Origin of the sequence: Sphingobacterium multivorum, assembly GCF_900457465.1 — a bacterium.
GTDB lineage: Bacteria > Bacteroidota > Bacteroidia > Sphingobacteriales > Sphingobacteriaceae > Sphingobacterium > Sphingobacterium multivorum.
This window is the reverse complement of record NZ_UAUU01000009.1, coordinates 889616-912378: the sequence shown is the minus strand read 5'-3', so window position 1 is coordinate 912378 and position 22763 is coordinate 889616. Positions and strand designations below refer to the sequence as shown.

Sequence of the window (22763 nt, the reverse complement as noted above, 5' to 3'; positions counted from 1 at the left end):
GTTTGATGAATTTTAATTAGTTAATAGGTACTATTGATGCTGGCGGAAAGCTTGGGAAGTGAAACCGTCATCGTTCGCTTCCTTGACTGTCGCGGGCATATCAGTCGGATCAAGGGCGTCGCTCAGCTGAACAGCACAGGTAGCTCCCGGCGAAGTGTTGCAGCTACCGCTCGGTGCGCCACCCGGATATAAACCGTCAATCTTCTGATTGGTCGCAATATTTCCCCCTGCAGGGTTGATCAGGCTCACCTGATACCAGGTTGGGGTTGCCTTTTTACTTTCATGGTTCTTCCATGAAACAGTAAGTGTCACAACCGACGCCAAGACCACTAGTGCGCCGAAGTTCAAATTTTTAAGTAATGATTTCATAACAAAAAATTTAAGGATTAGCATGCGCTGATTTCATCAGGCCCATTGCATGGCCTGCCCCTATACCTTCATAAGGTCCCGGTTTTGGGGTAGTTCGCAGATGATGGCAGGGGAACCTTTACCCTGCACGTTCAGTCGTGTTATGATAAGACCGTATCCTCCTTTCTGCCAACCCCGGAAATGACGTCTTTTTCCGTGTGGCTTTTATGGTCCGATATCCAGTATATTAAACCTAATAGGATAAACAGAGTATTGAGTGCGATATGCAGCCAGTGATTATTTGTCGGCCAGATGCCTGCACAGGCACAGGGCGTGTAACCGAGTACCCCAGACACGCCGACCAGTAGATACAATGTAAAAATAGTCATCACGATGGTCGATAGTCTGACCCCGAGCTGTACAGTTGCTTTATAGAGCAGCAGTAGGATCAGGACTATATACAGAGCTGGAAGGCCCCACAAAAGGCTGCGTTCCAACCATTGTGGAAATGACTGCAGTGCCAGCTCACTTTTGGTCTGCTCCCAGCCCGAGAGTTTCAGCGTGACAGTGATCCCCCACAGCAATATAAAGCTGTACTGAGCAGTAACTTTTATTATCTTTCCTGTTTTCATAACCTTGCTTTTATAATGTCTTGCTCCCTAAACTTGGGAGTCTACAGACAAAAGATTTATAATGCTAAATTAAAGCTATTCGCAAACCACCGTTAGGCAGAAACGTACCTATCGATAGGCAGAAAATGACCTATGGCAAAAATTGAACAACTGGCTTATATTTTATCGTCGTTGTCAGCTATAGTAAAGTTCAGGATATGGATTGGATCACAGGTAGGTAAAAACAAACCAAATACTTTAATTTCTTGTTGATTATCAACAATACTGGGTGTGTTTTGTATACTTTAGTTAGTTAATTGGATTTTTTGATCTCCGGCTATGTTAGAATAAATTTAGAAACTGGAGAATAGCTTATTAGAGCTTTTAACCAGCCTATTAACAAGCGAAGCCGTCAAATTGACGGCCGCTCATAAATTTAAATAGGGTGTTTTGAAAAACCGTGTCAAATTACTTTTTTCCAGGGAGTTTTCAAAACATAAATTCTCCCATAAAATTTTCTATGAAAATAACTGGACATCTGATTCTGAATCTCAGGTTTAATTAAAAGTGACCCCGGTACAAAATCTAAATTTTCTTACCAGGGTCCTAAGCTAAAAAACAAATAGGGGATTATCTACCGTTCCAGTTAAAATCTACAGCCAATTCGGCACAAAATATATTGTCCAGCCCACCGTTGTGTTCATTGATTACACCAACAACAAAATTCATGACATCTAATGTATTTGATGCATTGTACTTTATCAAAGTTGTGTTTGGTAGCTTTTGATCAACCGGAGTTCGATCGTTAAGACTTACTCCACTTATTGTATCCTTATAGCCCAAACGTTTAAGTTCATCTTTTATCTCGGTATGATTTCTTTTTATATCATAAGTGATTATAATATTCATATAATTATCTTGGTTTAGTTTACAATTTGACATTTGTCACAACATTCACATAGCCTTTGGTCGCTGCATTTCTGCCAATAAGATATTTCAGCGCTTTTGCGAAATTTTCCAGTTCCCGCATTTCAAGATAATCCATATCAAAATCCTGTCCGATCTGGTTTGATGGTAGGTACAGCTTCAGGCTTTCAACAATAGTACTCAGGGTCGAAGGAATATCCGATAGATGAATATCTAAGGGACTTTCCTGATCAGCATCCGGAGGATCAACCTTAAAATGGAAAGGATAACCTCTAGTGCCTAATACAGCAGGATTGGTACATGTTGTTGCCTTACTCAGCCCATAACGCTTATTGTAAAGCGTTGTAAAACTCCCTACACCATTATCGTCGAGGGTTTCCGGAATGATAACATCGATCTTGAAACTTTTAACTTTCATTTTCTTCCCCTCAAGTTCAATACACTCAGAGCTGTGAATTTCCTCACACACACGCTTGATAAAACTATTATAATAACCTATTGCCAATGCCGTTGATGGCAATAGGCCCAGCTGACTCGTTTCGGCGACCCTTTCCACCTGAGCCACTATGGACTCAACAATTTTATCAAGAGAATTGTACTGGCCATTGTTACGTGTAAATTTAGCGACAGTGATACCATCGAGATCCGTTGGTAGGTCTGTATCTTCTTCTGCGATTAAGTAACATTTTTCCGGTCCTGCAGCCCCCAAAAATAACCCGAATTCAAAATAACATTGTCGCGTGGTTTTGTTAAAGATTCGCCGCGCTGTTTGGTAAGGTCATCTTTTGTTGCAATCAGAATTGAAAAATCTGCCAGCCTCGTCTGTTTGATCAGGGAGTCCAGTCCACTTTTGTTCAAAGCGAAAGCATCTGTCCATGGGATACATTCAATACGATCCCCAAAAAGATCTACAATCTCGTTTAATGTTGTTAGCTGTTCGGATGATGATCCTATAAATATTCTTTTTTTCATAATAATAGCCGCGCATTTTTTAGGTCTAATAAAATAGCATTAATTTCAATGAGCAGATTCTGAAGACTCTTCATCTTATCAGGTTTACCACGAAAGATATATTCTCGCCCATCAACAGATAACAGATTGTTTGCCAGACTCGTATTATTAGCCAGTCTCGTCAGCTGCTGATATAGCACAGGTACAAGTTCATAAAAAGCCGCATGGCGGTAGTCTGAAATATCAATATCATAACATATTGCATTAAAATCAAAGCTTGATAGATCAATCTGCAGGTCTGATTTTGCCTTCAGGTTCTTAAGAAAGCGTATCATTTTTTTAAGCCGACCAAACGTTTCTGCGCTCCTTGCGTTGATACGGTCAATACTAACAAAAGGAAAGTCTACTTTTCCTTTTTGATGAAGTTCTTTATTATAAACCTGAATTCCTCTGTTTGTACCTTTATCATTGACGATCGAGGTAACATCATCATACCAATTCGAAATAACGACATCAACTTCCCTTTTTAGATCTCTATTCTCAATTTTAATGGATTTAGGTTTAGAAATATCACAGGCGATATATTTTCTCTGGAGGATTTCTTCACTATCCAGCCGTAACCGGCGAAGATCATCGAGTGCATTGCCGGTATAGCTACCCACTTCCTTCTCAGTACGGAGCTTTTGAAGCTGGGAAGGCTGATAGTAATCGCTTTCATTTAAAGCTTGGGTTACCCCAATACTGTCAAAAGTGTAAAATAAATCTGAAATAACTAATAGATCTATATCGCTGTATCCACGGATATGTGTATCGGTCATAACTGATCCCTGATAACGAAAAGTAGCACTGGTTATTCCACCATTATAAAGGTGGGTCTTCACTCTTTCTCCCGCCTCTTTGCTACGTTGAGTATAAGCAGGCTCTACGCCGTTCATTGCGTAACGGACATATTCGAGTACGTCCGAATAGCTGATACTTGATAATTCTTCATTAATTGATTTTTCAAGGATCTGATTTTCTGGGTCAAGTCTGTTCCGAAGCTGCCGTGTGAGTTCTCTATAGTTTTGTGCCATAGTAAACCTCCCTTCCAATTATAGTTAGATAATCAATGCTGTAGCCGGCTACTGCTCCAGCAGCCCTCCCGTTTGTCTCTGGAAGTGCCAGAATGAACTGTTTTAATTTTTGCATAAACTGAAAATTTGTTAAAAAATTCCCCGCCCATTTCTTGAAAGGCGGGGGCTTGATACGTACCAGTGTTTGGCAGGAAGTACCACCCCAGCTTAGCATTGCGATAAGGAACAAACTATAAATCGTTGTTTAAAATACTTTTTTTAGTTTTACGCCGTTATAATTGAACATAAGAAGCATACTAAGCTTTAAAAATCATTGCCCCGAAGTATTGCTGTACCAAGGGGCTTTTTAAGCCAATTAATGTGATCATAGTCCATGCCAACCCCCAATTTGAGATTTCTCCTTTTTATACGGATATTTCACTTTTTAATGAAATAAACACAATAACGACATAATTGATGATTTTAAAAAGATTTTCAATTGACACATTGTCATTATTTAAGTGTTTGTATGTCAGCAATTATTAGTTCACATGGAGAATAACTGACAGAATTACCTGCTTCAGTAGCAATGCCTCCAAAAAGGTTCAAGTATCCAAAATTGTTATCTCGAGGCAATAAGACCAAAAATCAGAAACCTTCAACATAGATTATTTTATAAATAATTCAACAGCACATATAACAAGATATGAAAGTGGCTATCTTCGTATAATTAATACTTAAAAATATGTCAGAATTTATACTCCACCCACTTAATATTACTATAAATCAAATGTCCATCGGAAACAAAAAACTGACAAAGACTATTTTTAACCAAATCGAAGAAGAAAATTATTTCACCAGATCGCTTGATTTTAAAGGAGATGCAATAATTGGATATATCAATGACAGGAACAATCGTTATCTGCTATGGTCAAAGAATGGTAAATTGCGGAAAACAAACATCACTTTATATTATAAGTTGGAAAGAGATCCTTCTTATGCAGAGCTTAATCGTGTAGAGTGGTTCTTAAAGAAAGTAGGCATAAAGTATTCTGTCGATCAGAGTGACCGGTATGATATAAAGATCCATCATGTGCTAGAAAACACACAGCTATATAGTGAACTGGTCGATAAAGCGGACAGTTTTCTCCAAGAATTGACTGACAAGCAGATATACTTGTAGAAACATATTTATGGCTGATTTTCGATTTATTAGTCGCCAAAGCAAGGAAGCAATGTCTTAGATATTGCTTCCAGTAAAATTTAAGCAATGGTCCGATCAACAATGATCTGTTCTTAAAAAGACAAAAGCTTGAGGAGTACATAGGTCTGCTATTCTAGCCTTTTTAAATTGCTCTATTTTATTCTCAATCTTTCTCTCCAGTTTATCCATATCCACAGCAACTCTATTATCCAAAAGTTTCGCATAATGCTGTGTGGTCTTAATATCCGTATGTCCAAGCATCTTTGAAACGGTTTCTATTGGAACACTATTGGCAAGCGTCACAGACGTAGCGAACGTATGGCGAGACTTGTGAAAGGTCAGTTCTTTGGAGATTTCGCACAGATCAGCTATTTCCTTAAGATAACTGTTCATTTTTTGATTACTCAGAACAGGTAGTACAATATTTTTTGCCACGCATGGTGGATAGTCTCGATATTTTTCAATGATTTCAAGCGCCTTGGGAAGCAATGGAATATTCGATGAAGTTTCAGTTTTCTCCCTGCTAGTGAATATCCAGAGCTTTCCATCCACTCCCTCAGCAATATCGGCCCATTTTAATTTCTTTACATCGGCATAAGACAGACCGGTATAGCAACAGAAGACAAAAATATCACGCACATGCGCTAGACGCGGTATCTTGAATAATTTCCCCTCTATCCTCCGAAGTTCTGCATCCGTCAGAAACTCCTTTTCTTTAGCTTTCGCCTTGATCTTATAAAAAGTAAATGGATCGTCCGTTATCCATCTATGCGCAATGCAGATCTTGATAATCTTTCGCAAATGCTTCATATATTTTGCTGCCGACACGGCTGAACAGCCCATAGCGGCACGCAAAAAGAATTCATACCCTGTGACAAAAGCATGGTCAATCTTCCTTGTGTCGATATCTGCTAGTCTAAATTCTTTCTCTAAATACCCTTCAATATGTGAAAGCGAGGTTTTATACCCTTTGAGTGTATTGGGTTTGAATCCATTTCCCAGAAGTGTTTCCATCTGCATATTATGTTCTCTAAAAACATCAAGAAATTGCTTTCGTTTGATATCCTTTCCTTGATACCTCAACTTGATGGATTCTGCTGTAATTTCCTCCGCTGCAGCTGTCATAGCGGTATGGATCGCACTTACTTTGCTGACGAGAGTGTCAAGGTAAGAGTTTAGAGTCTTGACAGCTTCGATAGTACCTTTCATACGATTAGCTTTGGAGTTCCATCTCGACGGATCGCATTCCCGTCCTGTGGAAACTTCTTTTGGGATACCTTCTACAGTAATCCGCATGTAGATCGGCCTAGGACCGCTAACATAATTTTGGGGTTTCTTCAAATAGAAGAGTAAGGAATAATTTGTACTCATGATAACATCATTTAAGTGAAACAAAATTAGCCTTGCAACTAAAACGGATCAAGATGTTTAATATTTGAATAAGCTGATAATCAAAATATTAAATATGTTTCAGTGAGTAACCATGTCGGAGAAAATGACTCACTGAATGACTCACTTTTTTATTGGGAATTCGTGTAAGTTTTGTAGATACTGAAAAACAAAAAAGCCTGCAAACGTTTAATTTGCAGGCTTTTGTATGTTTTGACTTTTAGACGTGTAGCCCGTAGGGGAATCGAACCCCTGTTTCAAGAATGAAAATCTTGCGTCCTAACCCCTAGACGAACGGGCCGTTTTCTGTTTCGGTGTGCAAATATAGAAATATTTATAAATGTGTCAAAATTTTTATCTTTTTTTTATTCATTTTTTTTGAAATAGATCATAAAACCCTCTAGAATAGCTATATTTAGAGTCATTGAAAAAGTAACCAACATGACTAATTTTAAAAAAATCAAAAAACCGCTACTCTATGCCGGACTAGGCTTGGCTTTATTAAGTCAGGAAGCCTATGGCCAGAAATCGAGCGCTATCGCAGATCAACTGCAACTCACCTGGAAGGTCAAAGACGGACAGAATATCCGTAAAAATCCGGTATCCACCCTAATTTTAAAAAACAAGGGGAAAAGTGCTGTTCAACTCAACGACTGGAGCATCTGGTTTAATTTTATTCGCTCTATTGATCCCGATAAGGTCGACAAACGTTTTGCGATAGACCACCGAAACGGAGATCTCTTTCAGGTTAGCTTTAAGAAAAATAACTTTTTATTAAATGCGCAAGATACAGTCCACATCGATTTTATCACGACTGGACTGGTCAATTATACGGATGGACCAATTGGTCTATACCTAAAAAATAATAAGACTGGGCTTGCAACAAATATTTCGGATTATGCTGCGGTTAAAATTGCTCCCCAGTCGGACGCTGAAAAAACAGCTTACTTTGCTTATAAATACGATCAAAATAAGCTGGTAGACGGTATAGCAGCACAGTATATCATCCCTTTACCAAGCAATATCAGCATCAATAATAACGAAAAATTCAACTTATCGACAGGTACAAAACTGTTTGTTGACCATGAATTTGCTAGCGAAGGAGGCTTTCTGACAGACTTCCTGAACGGCTATTCAGGCGTTAAGCTAGCAGCTTCATCCAGTCCACAAGGCGGCATTGAAATTGTCAAAGCAAACAACTTAAAGCCCGAATCCTATCACTTGACGATTGGTGCGAAAGGTGTGCGAATAGAAGCATCAGATAAAGCTGGTGCATTTTATGCCATACAGTCGTTAAAATCGTTGATCAATCACAGCCAATGGAATAAAGCCGCAAAATCGATCACATTACCATTGGGTAACATTGAGGATAGCCCGCGCTATAGCTACCGTGGATTTATGCTGGATGCTGCCCGTAATTTCCATAGCAAAGCCGAGGTTTTAAGAATATTGGATCTCATGGCTTCCTACAAGTTGAACAAGTTCCATTTCCACTTCATTGACGACGAAGGTTGGCGATTGGAAATTCCGGCCCTACCCGAATTAACGGCTATCGGAGCCAACCGTTCGGCCAATTTTGAAGATGGAAAGGCAATACAGTCTGCTTATGGATCTGGCGCTACCGCTAAGCCGCATCAATTCTACAGTGTTGCTGACTATATAGAAATTTTAAAATATGCTCAGGCAAGACATATAGACGTCATACCCGAGGTAGAAACTCCTGGTCATGCCCGCGCAGCGATCAAAGCGATGCGCGCGCGTTTTGCACATTACTCAAAACTTGGTGATAAACAAAAGGCGGAGGAATTCCTGCTTGACGATGCAGAGGACAAATCTGTTTATAATTCTGCACAAAACTGGAATGACAATGTCATGAACCCTGCCCTACCGTCAACCTATCACTTCCTGAGCAAAGTGATCGATGAAATCAAAGCGATGCATGATCAAGCTGGAGTTCCGTTGAAAATTATCGATCTGGGCGGCGACGAAACGCCAAGTGGTGTTTGGGAAAAATCGCCAAAGGTATTGGCCTTTATGAAGGAAAATAATATCGCCAATGTACTCGACGTATGGCCGCTGTATATTACCAAAATTAATACCCTTGTTCAAGGAAAAGGGTTAACGATGTCTGGATGGGAAGAAATGGGTATGCGCAATAAAGGAAAAGGCATGGTTGTCAATGCCGATCTAGGAAAATCCGGCATCTATTTGAACGTATGGAACAATCTCCCTGGCCAGGGACAGGAAGACCTCGCTTATCGATTGGCAAATGCAGGATATAAAGTTGTTTATACGAGTGCTGCAAACAACTACCTGGATATGTCTTGGGACCGTGATTTTGCTGATCCAGGACACAGTTGGGTCGGTACGGTTAATCTGAATAGAACTTATTCGTTTTCTCCTGAAAATTTCTTCATCAATCTGCGCAAAGATGACACCGGAAAAGATCTTAGACCTGAGGCATACACCAATAAAGAACAGCTTACAGCGGAAGGGAAGAAAAACCTCCTCGGTATCAAAGGCGCCTTATGGGCAGAAAAGGTATCTACTGACCAGCGTCTTGAGGAAATGATATTTCCACGTTTAATAGGAATTGCTGATCGCGCGTGGGCACCCGAACAAACCTGGGAAAAAGGAAATTCTTTTGACGAGGCCACTTATCGTAAATCGTATACCTCCTTTATCAAAAAATTAGGTGAGGATGAATTGAGAAAACTGGATAGGATAAATGGAGGCTATACCTATCGACTTCCTAAAATTGGAATCAAGAAAGAGGGTAGCCAACTCCTTATCAATACCGATTATCCTGGTTTCAAAGTCTATTACAGCGACAACAGCACTACGCCAACTTTGAAATCCAAAATAGTGAACGGTCCGATACCATTTCAGACTGGAAAGAAATACTTATTTAAAGTATTTGATGCGAAAGGACGATCAGGTGATGTAATCAGCTATTAATTCATTGGTCCGCAAAATGATAAACGCTATTGGCATTGACAATAAAAAAAAGCGGCCTAAAATAACATCAGTCACTTCAAAAATCGGCTGTTTGAACTGGCACTTAAGCTGATAAAGGCAAAATAGAATAAAACCTTCATGACTTCGCAAGACACCAACAGCGATGAAAGCGACAGAAGGTTCTTTCTGGCCAATAAGATCAGACACGTTCAGAAAAAAATAGGGCTGTCCAAACTTCTTTGGACAGCCCTTCTATTTTATATCGATATTGTATCCTTAAAACTTATAACTCAATGCAACAGCAGCATTTCTTGGATCGATCTGATTAATAAAACCACCTCGGAAGTATGAATTCAATCCAATCTCATTGGTGATATTATTTACAAAGACTTTCGCATCAAATTTGCGCCATTTGTATCCCACCTGTGCATTTAATGTGGTATATGCTGGCATATTGAAAGGTTCTGTACCATAATATTCACCATGTCCATTTGGTGTTAAGCTATATTCATTGACAGGTCGGTCTCCAACATAATAAACACCCGCACTTAAACTCAGGTTCCGAAGAGCTCCTTGATTAAATACATATTGTATCCATGCATTTGCCGTATGTTTTGGCGCATTCATCGGTGCCGATCCATCCATATAGGAAGGTGAATTTTTATATCGCGCATCTAAATAGGCATAACCAAACATCACAGTCAAATTTTCCAATACACGACCGTTCAACTCAGCCTCAATACCATCGCGTACCAGATCCCCTGCCTTAAAGTATAATCCTGTAGCAACATTAGTGCCCGGTGTATACTCAGCGTTGGTCAAGTTAGAGGTATAAATATGGAAATAGGTTAAATTGAAACGTAACCGATTATTCAGCCAATCGGATTTAATCCCCCCTTCAAATTGTTCGGTTTTAGAAGCACCTGCTGCTGTACCATCGGTTAATGGATTTGCAGCATTCCTTAAATTCGTTGAGTTTGTATAAGACCCAAATACATTAAAATTCTCAAATGGCGTAACAATCACCCCCGCCATTGGATTCCATGCAGACTCCCTTTTATTACCGTTTGATGTGAAATCTTTTGTTGTAATTTCGGAATAACGTAAACCTAATACAGCCTTAATGTATTTATTAAATTCAATAACGTCTTGCCCCATAAATCCTATAGAAGAATAATAACTCCGTACAGGAGTTCCTGCTGTATAGACAATTTGCTTTCCTTTCCGCTGGTTACCCAACGAATCGACGTATACCACTTCCGAAAGATCATTCACCCAATCACCATGGATATCAATAATATCAATTACATTGCTATTTTGATCGGCTTTTTTCAAAAGAACATTTTTCTCCAGTGGACTTAATTTTCCGGCAAAAGAAGTTGTTGTCGCATCAGCAATACGATAGTCCACCCCTGCCTGAACCAAATGTTTTACTTTACCCGTATAAAGATCTTTTCCGATCAAGTCAAACTGAAAAGTTTTATTCTTGTCATCGCGCAGGCTTTTGCTCATTGAGCGCGAGAATGTATTATATTGTTTTGCATCGTCTTTAATCAATGTGGAAGAAGATGACTGGTTATCAACCTGATAAGAGGACGTTGCAATAGAAGCTCTGATGCTCCAGCGATCGGTCAATTCATGATTGATCTGGGCCATAAAGCTCTTCATCTCTGTATTATTATTATCGGAATTGAAGCCCAAAAACTTATTGTTCGGGATAACATATAGCGCATTCACCCCTTGCGAAGGATTTAAATTGACTGCGGAATTAACGGGCGTACGATTATCATTAAAATAATCACCCTCCAAAGTAACTGTCGTCTTATCCGTTGGTTTCCAAGCTAAGGATGGATTTAGATAAACACGGTTGGAGGATACACTTTTGCGGTAGCTATCACTACGTTCATAAGCGCCATCCATTCGAAAAGCAACGGTCTCTTTCTTATCTAGTACCGTTTGGAAATCAAAGGTTGGGCGGAATTGCCCCCAGCTTCCTGCACGGACACCAATCTCTCCAGAATTCGTGAAATTAGGGGTTTTAGTGACCACATTAATTACCCCTCCTGCATTACCGATATCCGTAATAACACCCTGCGTAACCGCAGCAGACCCTTTAATCATCTGAATAGACTCCACACCTTGCATATCAACGACTCCAGATGCAGTCTGAAATTGAGAGTCCATCCGCACACCGTTCTTCAAGACAGGTACCCCTCTGAAACCACGTGTTGACAAAGATTCTTTAACACCGCCATAAGAACCGAACAAGGTTACACCCGGAATATTTCTTACAGCATCCGTCAACGTAAGAATACCCTGATCTTGAATGACCTTATTGGAGATGACAGAAATACTCTGAATTTGATCCGAAGGTTTTAATGGCATACGTGTAATCATTTCCAAGCCTTTTGGCTTTTTGTTGCGTTCACCAAACACTTCCACCTCATCAATCGCCTGCTCATTGCTCACCAGGATAATTGGATCAATAATCACTTCAGGGCTCTTCGTGCTAAAAACATAATCAATAACGGTTGTTTGGTAGCCCATATAAGTGAATTTAATGACCGTATTTTGGTCGATGCCATGTAGTCTAAAATGACCTCTATGGTCTGTACGGACCTTTTTATCTCCGATTGAAACGGTTACTGAACTTAAAGGATTATTTTGTGTATCGACGACTTTACCTTTGACGATTCCCGAGGTTTGACCATATACTGCACCTCCGATTAAAAATGTAGAAGCGAGAGCTCGTAAGTGTTTGTCCATGTTAATAATTTTGGTAATTATTTTTAATTATTCTAAATAATAGCGCAAAGGTATAAAAAATAACCTATTTAGAATGATTAAAAACAAAAAAGTCCTGAACCACCTCAGGCTCAGGACTTTTTTATGTCGTCAGACAGTTATTATATAGTCAGATAGTTATTTTAGTCAAATTTCCATCTTACGAACGCTTCAATAGCTTCATAATTTGCAAGACCTAATTGGTCATATAAAGCTGCGGTTTCGCTTGTACGGTCTTCAGCACGTACCCAGAATTCACGCGGATCATCTCCAGGGAATACAGGTAAATCTTTTTGAGATTGGTGTTTGAAGATCGCTAAACGTTTGCGATAAACTTCTTGTGGAGATAATGGAACGGCCATTTGGATCTCGTGGATTGGGTATTCATGCCATGCACCTCTGTATAACCATAACCAACAATCTTTGGTCCATTCATCTGTTTTGCTCAATCTGCTCAATGCTTCAAACAAGATATCGAAACATACTTTATGCGTACCGTGTGGGTCAGCAAAGTCACCTGCAGCAAATACCTGATGTGGTTTTACCTGACGCAACAATTCCATTGTTTGTTGAATATCATCTTCAAAAGATACATTTTTTGAAAACTTTTGTCTATCATAGAAAGGCAGATCCTGGAAATGGATATTTTCATCTGGCAAACCAACCAAACGAGCTCCTGCGATCGCCTCACCCTTACGGATCAATGCTTTGATTTTACGGACAAGTTCAGTATCGATCTGATTTGGTTTTTTTGTCGCAAAAATTGCTCTTTCCTCATCATAAATTCGACCGATCTGAGAAGCTTCCGCCTCTGCCCCTATTTGTTTTGCTAAATCTTCAGCAAACTCCAGATAACGTACCACATCATCATCCCAAACAGCTGTATTACCACAAGTTTGATAAGCAACATGGACATTGTGTCCTTGGTCTGCCAGACGAATAAATGTACCTCCCATCGAAATCACATCATCATCAGGGTGCGGCGAAAATACAATCACATTTTTCTTCGCTGGATTGGCACGCTCAGGACGTTGTGAATCGTCAACATTGGGTTTACCTCCCGGCCATCCCGTGATCGTATGTTGAAGTTCGTTGAATATACGGATGTTGATATTATATGCCGGACCGGTTTCTGTAACCAACTTCGCCATTCCGTGTGCATTATAATCCTCGTCGGTAAGTTTCAGGATTGGTTTTTTGATCTCTAAAGCTAACCAAACAACTGCTTTTTTAATTAACGAAGGCGTCCAAGTAACATCTTCTGCCAACCAAGGAAGATCAAAACGTGTCAACAATGAAGCTGCAGCTTCATCAAGAATAAATTCAACGTTATCCGATAATTGTAGATAAGTTGCAGGAATCTCTGAGGAGATTTCACCTTCAACTGCTTTTTTAATGATCTCAGCCTTTGTTTCGGTCCAAGCCATCAAAATGATCTCTCTCGCTTTGAAAATTGTACCTACGCCCATGGTAATCGCTTTTGTTGGTACATTTTCTTTTCCACCAAAAGCACGGGAAGCATCGCGACGAGTTAAATCGTCCAACGTTACCACACGTGTACCTGAGTTAGGTGCAGAACCTGGCTCATTGAAACCGATATGGCCGGTACGGCCAATACCTAATAATTGAATATCTAAACCTCCAGCTGCCGTAATCTTCTGTTCGTACGCCTCGCAGAATGCATTTACTTGGTCAGGAGCTAAGGTACCATCTGGAATATTTACATTGGCCGCATCAATATCTACGTGATCGAACAAGTTTTTGTTCATAAAGGTCACATAGCTCTGATCAGCATCAGGTTGCATCGGGTAGTATTCGTCAAGATTGAAGGTAATCACGTTCTTAAAGCTTAAACCTTCTTCTTTATGCAAACGAATCAATTCTTGATAGACTTTTACCGGTGTGGCACCAGTAGCAAGGCCCAGAACAGCTTTCTCACCTTTCTCTTGCTTTGCACGAATAATTTCAGCAATACGATTTGCAACGTTTTTCGAAGCTGAATTTTGATCTGGATAGACGCTCACAGGGACTTTTTCGAAGCGCGTTTCTTCCAATAAATTTAATCTAGCCATTTTATGGGTATGTTGATAAACGTGAATTACAAATTTATAAAATTAGTACCTCAAGTTGAAGTAAAATTTTAATAAAGTGGTTCTTTCTTAGCAATATTTTAAATAAAACCTTTTAGCTATTCTTTTAGGTCAATAATACGATTATACCCTATTCAAAATCTCGACGGCTTTTAATAGCGTTTCATCCTTTTTAGCGAAACAGACCCGCAAAACGTGTTGATTTGTAGCTTCTTTATAAAACGCCGAAAGTGGGATTGTTGCAATTTTGTGTTGCCTGGTTAACGAACAAGCAAACTCAAATTCTTTCTCCTGACTGATAGCACTATAATCTATATTAAGGAAATAAGTTCCTTCGCAAGGAAGAATCTTAAACCGGGATCCCCTTAATCCGTCCTTCAACAATTTCCTTTTCCGCTCAAAAAAATCCGATAGGCCTTTGACATAGCTTATATCCTCCAAATATTCCGCGATAGCGAATTGCATGGGTGTATTTACGCTAAATACATTGAATTGATGCACTTTTCTAAATTCCTGCGTTAATTGCGGCGGGGCAATGCAATAACCAATCTTCCAACCCGTGGTATGCAACAACTTTCCAAAGGAAGCAATAACAAAGCTTCGCTCGCGCAAAGTCGGGATTTCCAGCACCGATTGTGAGGAAGCACCATCGAAAACAATATGCTCGTATACCTCATCGCTCAGCAACAACGCATTGGTACCTGATAACAAATCTCCAAGTTTAATCAATTCTTCTCTACCAAGTACTTTGCCTGTTGGATTATTCGGATTATTGATGATGATTAAACGGGTTTTGGAATTAATTAACGTAGCGACGTAATACCAGTCAATCTGAAAATCCGGAGCCAATAATCGCACGGGAACAACTTTACCGCCGAACAATTCGATCGTCGGCGCATAACAATCGTATGCCGGTTCAAAGATAATAACCTCATCTTGTGGCCTAACAACTGTGGCAATAGCTGTAAAAATTGCTTGTGTACCGCCAGATGTCACAGTAAGCTCCGCTGTTGCATCAACCGCCACGTCATAAACTTCACGATATTTTTTAGCGATCGTATCACGTAATGCCTGTGCCCCAATCATTGGCGCATATTGGTTATGCCCCTGTTCCATTGCCTTAGACACTAATTGAACCAACTTCGGATCAGTCTCAAAGTCAGGAAAACCTTGCGACAGATTTAAGGCTTGCTGCTCATTGGCAAGCATCGTCATTTTGGTAAAAATCGTCGTGCCGACATGTGGAAGTTTAGAAGTTAGGTTGAAGTTCATTTTTTGACATTTTATTAATCTACTAAATTAGTGGATTTTCTTATATTTGTAAATATATATAAGAATAATAACATGATAAAATACATCACACTACTTTTTTTAGTTCTGCCATTCTTTGGTTCTGCACAAAAAAAAGAACTTACCAAAGAGGAGTATATTGCACGCGTTAAGGCCGCCCCGGATTCTATATCGACATTGGTTGACTTGCGTAGAGTCGGCGGTTATGACCCTGTATACCCCGAGCTTCAGGCGCTTTATAATACCTTGAGTAAAAATGTCAAGAATTCAAGTGAAGGGAAAGAGTTCCAAGACTACTTAAATACATTGGAAACGGTTCAAGTTGGAAAAACAGCTCCCGCGTTTACGCAAAATGATACTACTGGTAACCCTGTAAAGCTTTCGGACTTTAAAGGAAAGTATGTTCTCCTTGATTTCTGGGCATCTTGGTGTCCGGATTGCCGTGTCGAAAGCCCAGATCTTGTAAAAACATACCAACAATTTAAAGGTGAAAACTTTGAAATATTGGGTATATCCTTTGATAAGGATCGCAATTCTTGGATTAAAGCCATCCATGCAGATAAATTGCACTGGCGTCATGTTTCGGATCTCAAACGTTGGCAAAATGATGTCGGAACATTATATGGCGTAAAATCTATTCCTCAGAATGTACTGATCGATCCCAATGGGAAAATCGTCGTCAAGAATTTACATGGTGATGCTTTACGCGCAAAATTGAAAGAAGTCTTGAAAAAGTAAACTATAGACGATCCATAAAAAAGACCATGTTTTAGTAAAAGCATGGTCTTTTAATTTTTATTCTTTGAAGAAGGCCATTTTTCTGAAAAAATATATTTTAAGATGATCCCAGTAAATTAGGATATTAAACGATTGATTGCCCCTTTTTCTCGTTTAGCCAAACAAAGCACTGAAGATGTCCTCCAATTTGGCAACCGGACGAATGGCAATATCATATTTTTTAGCATCCAATCCTTTGGTATTGAATTTAGAAATAAAAATACCATCAAAGCCCAACTTCTCGGCCTCCTGTATACGCTGTTCAATGCGATTTACGGCCCTTATCTCGCCCGATAAACCAACCTCACCGGCAAAAGTCAGATTGGATCGAATCGCGATATCTTGTTGTGAAGAAATAATCGCCACAACAACAGCCAAATCGATCGCAGGATCTTCGACACGTAACCCACCGGCAATATTCAAAAACACATCCTGTGCACTTAACCTAAAACCAAAGCGTTTCTCCAAAACAGCCAGCAGCATATTTAATCGTTTCGTATCGTAGCCTGTAGAAGAGCGCTGAGCATTTCCAAACGCCGAATTACTCACCAGTGCCTGCACTTCAATCATCATAGGGCGCACTCCTTCGAGCATCGCCGCAATGGAAACGCCACTAACAGGTTCATCGCGCTGGGAAATCATAATCTCCGAAGGATTTGACACTTCCCTAAGCCCCGACCCCTGCATTTCATAAATACCTAGTTCTGAAGCAGATCCAAAACGATTCTTTACGGCCCGTAAAATTCGGTATACATGATGACGATCACCCTCGAATTGAAGCACCGTATCCACCATATGTTCTAAAACCTTGGGACCTGCAATAGATCCGTCCTTGGTAATATGTCCTACAATAAAAACTGGTGTACTGGTTTCTTTTGCAAACCGCAGCAATTCTGCGGTACATTCGCGTACCTGAGAAACCGATCCTGGCGCCGATTCAATTTGTGCGGAATGTAAAGTCTGTATAGAATCTATTACAATGACGTTCGGCTGTACCGTCTCGATCTGCTTGAAAATATTTTGAGTCGATGTCTCGGTAAGGATATAACAATTTGCTTTAGAAGATTGTGACAATCGCTCTGCCCGCATCTTAATTTGCTGTTCGCTTTCTTCCCCAGAAATATAAAGTGTCTTGACTTGTGGGATCGATAACGCGAGCTGTAACATCAACGTAGACTTCCCAATACCGGGGTTCGCCTCCGATAAGTACCAAGGATCCCGGAACGATACCACCACCAAGAACCCGGTTAAATTCCTGATCAGGAGTCAATATCCGTAATTCATCCTGATAGACAATTTCGTGGATGATCGCAGCTTTATTCGCTCTTTTCGTGCTTCCGCCTGTGGTAGAACTACGCCATTCGGGCACTTTTGAACTCGCCTTTTCGACGACTTCCTCAACAAAACTATTCCATTGCTTGCAAGAAGGGCATTGTCCCATCCATTTGGGCGATTCGTAGCCACAGTTTTGACAGAAGTATGCTGATTTTGATTTTGCCATGCTACGAAATTACAAATTTATAGCTGTTAAAAGCGTAATATCATGCCCCATACGTATTATATTACCCAGGATATTATGCAAGGAATGATCAGCCTTCCCATAATGCTACTCCTATGGCGGCTTAAGTCAATATACAGTATATTACATTACTAGATACCACATCAGTATTTTAACAATACCTCAACACTGCTGTGTATATACTGGAACCTTACTGACAAACTTTAAAGAAAGGAAGTGTCTATTCTTCATTTTCCTTTAAGATCCGCAAGAAATTTTGTCCCATGATCTTCGCAACATCTGTGTTTGTATAACCTCTCTCCAACAGCGCTTTGGTCAGTAGTGGAAATTTAGAAACATCTTCCAGACCTTGGGGTGAGGATTCTATGCCATCGAAGTCCGAGCCTACGGCAACATGATCAATACCCACTTTTTTGACCAAATAGTCGATATGATCCAATAATTTCGACAGTGGAGCATCGGCTTGCCGTTGAAGTTCTTTTGGCAACTTTTCATACATAGACCAAGTACTCAATTTTGTATCCCCGGTATCACCAAATTTACCCACATACAAATCCTTAAGCCTTGTTTCATAGGCCGGATCCAAAAAACCTGAATAAAAATTTACACCAACAACGCCCCCATTTTTTTTCAAAGCTTCCAATTGTGCATCTTTTAGATTGCGGAAATGTGGACATAATTCATAGGCGTTGCTATGGGAAACCAAGATCGGCTTGGTCGTTATCGCCAGCACGTCATAGAAAGTCTGCTCTCCTCCATGAGACAGATCAATCATCATCCCCAATTCGTTCATTTTGCGAATAATTGCTCGCCCTTGCGCTATCAATCCCTTATCTTTGGAACGCATATCTCCCGATTCCATCGCGGCACAGCTTGCCCAAGGCAAATTGTAGTTCCAGGTCAAAGTGAGGTATTTGGCGCCGCGCTCATGAAGCCGGACCAGATGGTCAACACTTCCTTCAATCATATTTCCACCTTCCACACCGATCAACGCAACTATTTTACCTGTTTTTAAGATCGCATCGATGTCACCTGAAGATTTTGCCAAACTTATTTTATCGGCATTTGCTGCAATCATCTTTTCTAATGCATCGATCTGGTCATTGGCGTGCTTAAATGCCCCGGATTTCCACTTCGCATCATCGGACCACACAGCAAATACCTGCACATCGACACCTCCCTCCCGCAGTCGCGGTAAATCAGTAGCTCCCGTACTTATTCGCTGACCAATATTTTTCCCTGGGAAAATGGATTCGTAAATCACATCATTGTGTCCGTCGACGACCACCAAATCTTGGTGTATCTGTTTATAGTCTTGACTATATCCAACATTGTTGAGTGTCGTCATTGCTAGTCCAAGTAATAAGAGGCTTTTTATCATTTTTGACTTTCATTGATCGTTTCATAAATAGCGTCCTGAATCCTGCTTCTGATATTCAGATCCAACAGCCTAGTACTCACCTGAGGATGTACGCGATTAGACAAAAAGATATAGATCAGTTGATTTTGTGGATCAATCCAGATACATGTCCCTGTATAGCCAGTATGTCCAAATACAGAGCTATTTGCTAACTTAGATGGATATTCATTTTTTGGGTTTGGATCCCAACGGTCAAAACCTAAGCCTCGACGACTGCTTGTCGATTGCCTGGAGGTAAATAAATCTATTGTTTCGGTTTTAAAGTAGCGCTCCCCCCCGTACTCTCCTCTATTCAATAACAGTTGACCATAGATTGCCAAATCATTTGCTGTAGCAAATAATCCGGCATGCCCGGCAATACCGCCAGCCATTGCCGCACCCTGATCGTGGACATAGCCTTCTAGTAATGTTTTCCGAAAGGAGGTATCCTGCTCGGTAGGAACGATTTCATCCTTTGCAAAACGCTCTCGGGGAAGGTAACCCGCACGCGTCATCCCCAATGGCCTGTAAAAGTTCTCCTGCACATAATCTTGCAGCGGTTCAGCGGTCTGATGTTCTGCAACTTCCTTCATCACGTACATACTGATATCACTATACACATAATTTCCAGTGGGTTTTACAGGTGATTTTAGCATCTCGGGCCACATGACATCGCGGTAATAATTGTTGAGGATATAGCTATTGTCGGCCATTTTTACTTGATGGTTATCATCGCGGACTGAAACAACGTCTCCAACTTTCAGATATTTATAGAAGGGAATAAAAGGTGTAAATCCTGCTTCATGCAACATGACGGAACGAAGCTTGATATCCTTTTTATTGGTATACTTTGCCTGCCATAGGTAATGTCCCATGGTACTATCCAAATTAATAATATTCCGCTCGGTAAGACGCATAATCACAGGAGTAGTACCGGCAATCTTACTGACAGATGCGAGATCAAAAATATCAGTTGTTTTTGTGGAAATAGCTTTCGCATACGTGTGAAATCCGTAAGATTTCTCCAAGAGTACTTGCCCGTCTTTCACGATCATGACAACAGCTCCCGGTGTTGCTTGCTTATCGATGGCTTCTTGTGCAATGGCATCAATTTTCTTCGTCAATTTGGTCAGGTTCAGATTAGAACTTGATGCAGCGCCATATTGCAGCCTTGTCTGTGTGGTTTTGACCTGACCGGCGGTTATAGGAATCCCACCAAAAATAGACATTGCCATCTGACGCTGTCCCATTTCTGAAAAAGGAGCAAGTAATTCGATCAAATCAGACTGTGGGTGCTCCGATAAACTCTTTTTGTTCTTTTCGTTTTCAAAAAAATGACAAAGGATAACTTTTTTATTGTTTAATACGGCCTGCTTCAACTGTGCTAGACAATCTGCATCTAAGTCATCTTCCTTTCCAGCCACAATAATGGTGTTATAATATTTGATGTCCTCATCAAATTTATTAAAATCAAAAATTTTGATGTTTGCATAGCGGGCCAACTGTTCTGTGAACATCGCATATTTTGCAGCGTTAGGAACGACAACTGCAATACGAAGTTGATCCAGGTTTTCTAAAGGCAGCAACTGATCGAGGTTATTAAACAGTATCGTTTCGTTCTTAATCGTAGACTTATATTGAGCAAACAGGGGGCTAATACAGAACAAACCTGCAAATAAAGCCCCAAAAAATCGTTTTTTCATTCTGCTTTTATCGTTTTTTAGGTTCTATCAAATAAAAATACGAATTAAATAACGAAGGAATATACTCGCTCGAAAAAAAATCAATTTTGTTACTCGACTTGACTATCGGGGTTAATAAATTCTGTCTCCCTTTGGTCATAGCAGATTCAACCATCCCCGGATTGCATCATGAAGGTTTTTTCTGTAAGTTTGACTAATGCCAGAATTGATTCAAGATAAAACAATATTTTCCTTGCTGGAAGTCAGCCGCAGTATCCAAAAGACACTTGCAGAGCGGTATAAGAGTTTGTACTGGATCAAAGCTGAAATGAACAAGCTCAATCATTATACGCATTCTGGCCACTGTTACCCTGAGCTGGTAGAAAAACAGGATGGTAAAATTGTCGCTGAAATTCGGTCGATCCTATGGAAAGCTGATTACAATCGTATCAACAACAATTTTCTTAAAGTCGCCCAAGAACCTTTGCGAGAAGGGATCACGATGTTATTTCAGGCAAGTATTTCCTATGATCCCATGTACGGATTAAGTTTGCGCATTGTTGATATTGATCCGACTTTTACCTTAGGTGAACTTGAAAAGGAGAAGTTAGACAGTATTCGAAAGCTGAAAGCAGAGGGCATATATGAGTCCAATAAATTATTGGGCTTTCCGGTGGTTCCCAAAAGATTGGCGATTATTTCAGTAGAAACAAGTAAGGGACTTTCTGATTTTTACAAAATTATTAATCAAAACCCTTGGGGTTACCGCATAGAATGCACGCTCTTTCCGGCATTATTACAAGGAGACAAGTCAGTACCTTCTATTATCAATCAGCTTACAGTTATTGCTGAAAAAATCGACAAATACGATGTCGTCGCCATCATACGTGGAGGGGGTGGTGAGGTTGGGCTTTCCAGTTATAACAACTACTTATTGGCACGTGCTATCGCTATCTTTCCAATCCCTGTATTGACGGGCATTGGACATTCGACGAATTACACGGTTAGCGAAATGGTCGCCTATAAAAACGCGATCACTCCCAGTGAGCTCGCCGATTTTCTGATTCAGAAGTTTCATAACTTTGCTATTCCGGTTGATAAGGCAGCGGAAAGTATACAGCAACTCATTCTTACCCGATTTAAAGAAGAGCGCAATGTACTATCTCAGCTCGCAACACATATACAATGGATTGGCAAAAGGGAAATTCAGACCTCGAGAGCCGCTGTTCAGCAATTTCAACATGAGCTGAACTCCTTGATAAAATTACGGCTTTACGAGCACAAGACGGCTTTGGCTCATACCGAGCGAATTATTCAACTCTCTGATCCAATTCGGTTATTGAAACAAGGTTTTTCAATTACTAAGGTTAACGGAAAACTACTGCAGTCGGTGACACAGGTATCACCGGGCGATGTGATACAGACGATACTCGAATATGGTGAACTTACCAGTACTGTAACGGATAAATCTCCGAAAGAAGGTCTGGATGCGAACCAGGCTTAATTTGGCCATCGGTACACAAAATTTTAAAGAAAGCATATCATAATGGAACAAAATTATACCTATACAGACGCCTTTAACGAGTTGCAAACAATCGTAAGGGAAATTGAAAATGGCACAACAAATATTGATGAGCTCGCGGGAAAAATCAAAAGGGCTTCCGACCTCATTCAAGTCTGCAAAGCCAAGTTAACAGCGACGGAGGACGAGGTAAACAGTTTATTACAGAAAATATCCCCTGCTCAGGAAACGGATGATGACGAATAAATAAAGCAGATAAT

16 protein-coding genes, 1 tRNA gene and 2 pseudogenes are annotated in these 22763 nt (G+C 40.2%); 5 read left to right on the top strand and 14 right to left on the bottom strand.

Going from position 1 to position 22763, the window contains the following annotated elements:
- Positions 1–30: 30 nt before the first annotated feature.
- From DTA23_RS15505 to DTA23_RS29255, 6 genes and pseudogenes are all read right to left on the bottom strand, one after another.
- A complete protein-coding gene (locus DTA23_RS15505) occupies positions 31–330 on the bottom strand; it encodes a hypothetical protein (RefSeq protein WP_146753083.1) in 300 nt (99 codons plus the stop codon).
- Positions 331–509: 179 nt separating this feature from the next.
- On the bottom strand, positions 510–980 hold the full coding sequence (locus DTA23_RS15500) for a MauE/DoxX family redox-associated membrane protein (RefSeq protein WP_112375216.1): 471 nt from the start codon (positions 978–980) through the stop codon (positions 510–512).
- 609 nt (positions 981–1589) lie between these two features.
- A complete protein-coding gene (locus DTA23_RS15495; protein ID WP_112375215.1) occupies positions 1590–1868 on the bottom strand; it encodes a hypothetical protein in 279 nt (92 codons plus the stop codon).
- Between the two features lie 19 nt (positions 1869–1887).
- Positions 1888–2858: pseudogene (gene cap12 / locus DTA23_RS30895) on the bottom strand (CBASS system CD-NTase-associated NAD(+) hydrolase Cap12).
- The gene (locus DTA23_RS15480) at positions 2855–3910 is read right to left on the bottom strand and encodes a nucleotidyltransferase-like protein (protein WP_112375212.1); all 1056 of its coding nucleotides are present in this window, start codon (positions 3908–3910) and stop codon (positions 2855–2857) included. The pseudogene cap12 and the gene DTA23_RS15480 overlap by 4 nt, the downstream one beginning before the upstream one ends.
- Entirely contained in the window at positions 3894–4025 is a 132-nt protein-coding gene (locus DTA23_RS29255; protein ID WP_256603932.1) for a hypothetical protein, read from the bottom strand. Before DTA23_RS29255 ends, DTA23_RS15480 begins: the two co-directional genes overlap by 17 nt.
- A gap of 609 nt (positions 4026–4634) precedes the next feature.
- Between DTA23_RS29255 and DTA23_RS15470 the strand changes: the two genes are divergently transcribed.
- Positions 4635–5072 (top strand): hypothetical protein, encoded by a 438-nt coding sequence (locus DTA23_RS15470; RefSeq protein WP_146753082.1) that lies wholly within the window; start codon positions 4635–4637, stop codon positions 5070–5072.
- Positions 5073–5168: 96 nt separating this feature from the next.
- On the opposite strand, the gene DTA23_RS15465 is transcribed toward DTA23_RS15470, so the two are convergent.
- Both DTA23_RS15465 and DTA23_RS15460 read right to left on the bottom strand, forming a co-directional pair.
- A complete protein-coding gene (locus DTA23_RS15465) occupies positions 5169–6464 on the bottom strand; it encodes a site-specific integrase (RefSeq protein WP_112375209.1) in 1296 nt (431 codons plus the stop codon).
- 247 nt (positions 6465–6711) lie between these two features.
- Positions 6712–6783 (bottom strand) — tRNA-Glu (locus tag DTA23_RS15460).
- Between the two features lie 140 nt (positions 6784–6923).
- Between DTA23_RS15460 and DTA23_RS15455 the strand changes: the two genes are divergently transcribed.
- A complete protein-coding gene (locus DTA23_RS15455) occupies positions 6924–9440 on the top strand; it encodes a family 20 glycosylhydrolase (protein ID WP_112375208.1) in 2517 nt (838 codons plus the stop codon).
- A 276-nt stretch (positions 9441–9716) separates the two neighbouring features.
- Here DTA23_RS15455 and DTA23_RS15445 read toward each other — a convergent pair whose 3' ends face one another.
- From DTA23_RS15445 to DTA23_RS15435, 3 genes are all read right to left on the bottom strand, one after another.
- Positions 9717–12206 carry a TonB-dependent receptor gene (locus DTA23_RS15445; RefSeq protein ID WP_112375206.1) on the bottom strand — a complete coding sequence of 830 codons (2490 nt, stop codon included), beginning with the start codon at positions 12204–12206 and terminating at the stop codon, positions 9717–9719.
- 161 nt (positions 12207–12367) lie between these two features.
- Complete coding sequence (gene nagB / locus DTA23_RS15440) at positions 12368–14296, bottom strand: glucosamine-6-phosphate deaminase (RefSeq protein ID WP_112375205.1); 1929 nt, start codon at positions 14294–14296, stop codon at positions 12368–12370.
- A gap of 141 nt (positions 14297–14437) precedes the next feature.
- Positions 14438–15586 carry a methionine aminotransferase gene (locus DTA23_RS15435; protein WP_112375204.1) on the bottom strand — a complete coding sequence of 383 codons (1149 nt, stop codon included), beginning with the start codon at positions 15584–15586 and terminating at the stop codon, positions 14438–14440.
- A 72-nt stretch (positions 15587–15658) separates the two neighbouring features.
- Between DTA23_RS15435 and DTA23_RS15430 the strand changes: the two genes are divergently transcribed.
- On the top strand, positions 15659–16342 hold the full coding sequence (locus DTA23_RS15430; protein WP_112375203.1) for a peroxiredoxin family protein: 684 nt from the start codon (positions 15659–15661) through the stop codon (positions 16340–16342).
- A gap of 153 nt (positions 16343–16495) precedes the next feature.
- Here the strand turns inward: DTA23_RS15430 and radA are convergent.
- The 3 genes and pseudogenes from radA to DTA23_RS15415 form a co-directional block, all read right to left on the bottom strand.
- Positions 16496–17882, bottom strand: a pseudogene (radA, locus tag DTA23_RS15425) (DNA repair protein RadA).
- A 238-nt stretch (positions 17883–18120) separates the two neighbouring features.
- Positions 18121–19281, bottom strand: coding sequence for a dipeptidase (locus tag DTA23_RS15420; protein WP_112375202.1), 1161 nt, complete (start codon positions 19279–19281; stop codon positions 18121–18123).
- Positions 19278–21002, bottom strand: coding sequence for a serine hydrolase domain-containing protein (locus tag DTA23_RS15415; RefSeq protein WP_112375201.1), 1725 nt, complete (start codon positions 21000–21002; stop codon positions 19278–19280). The genes DTA23_RS15420 and DTA23_RS15415 overlap by 4 nt, the downstream gene beginning before the upstream one ends.
- Positions 21003–21198: 196 nt before the next feature.
- Here DTA23_RS15415 and xseA point away from each other — a divergent pair, with 196 nt between their 5' ends.
- On the top strand, positions 21199–22485 hold the full coding sequence (gene xseA / locus DTA23_RS15410; RefSeq protein WP_112375200.1) for an exodeoxyribonuclease VII large subunit: 1287 nt from the start codon (positions 21199–21201) through the stop codon (positions 22483–22485).
- A gap of 42 nt (positions 22486–22527) precedes the next feature.
- Positions 22528–22749: an exodeoxyribonuclease VII small subunit gene (gene xseB, locus DTA23_RS15405; protein ID WP_075990493.1), complete on the top strand. Its 222-nt coding sequence runs from the start codon at positions 22528–22530 to the stop codon at positions 22747–22749.
- The last annotated feature ends 14 nt before the right edge of the window (positions 22750–22763 follow it).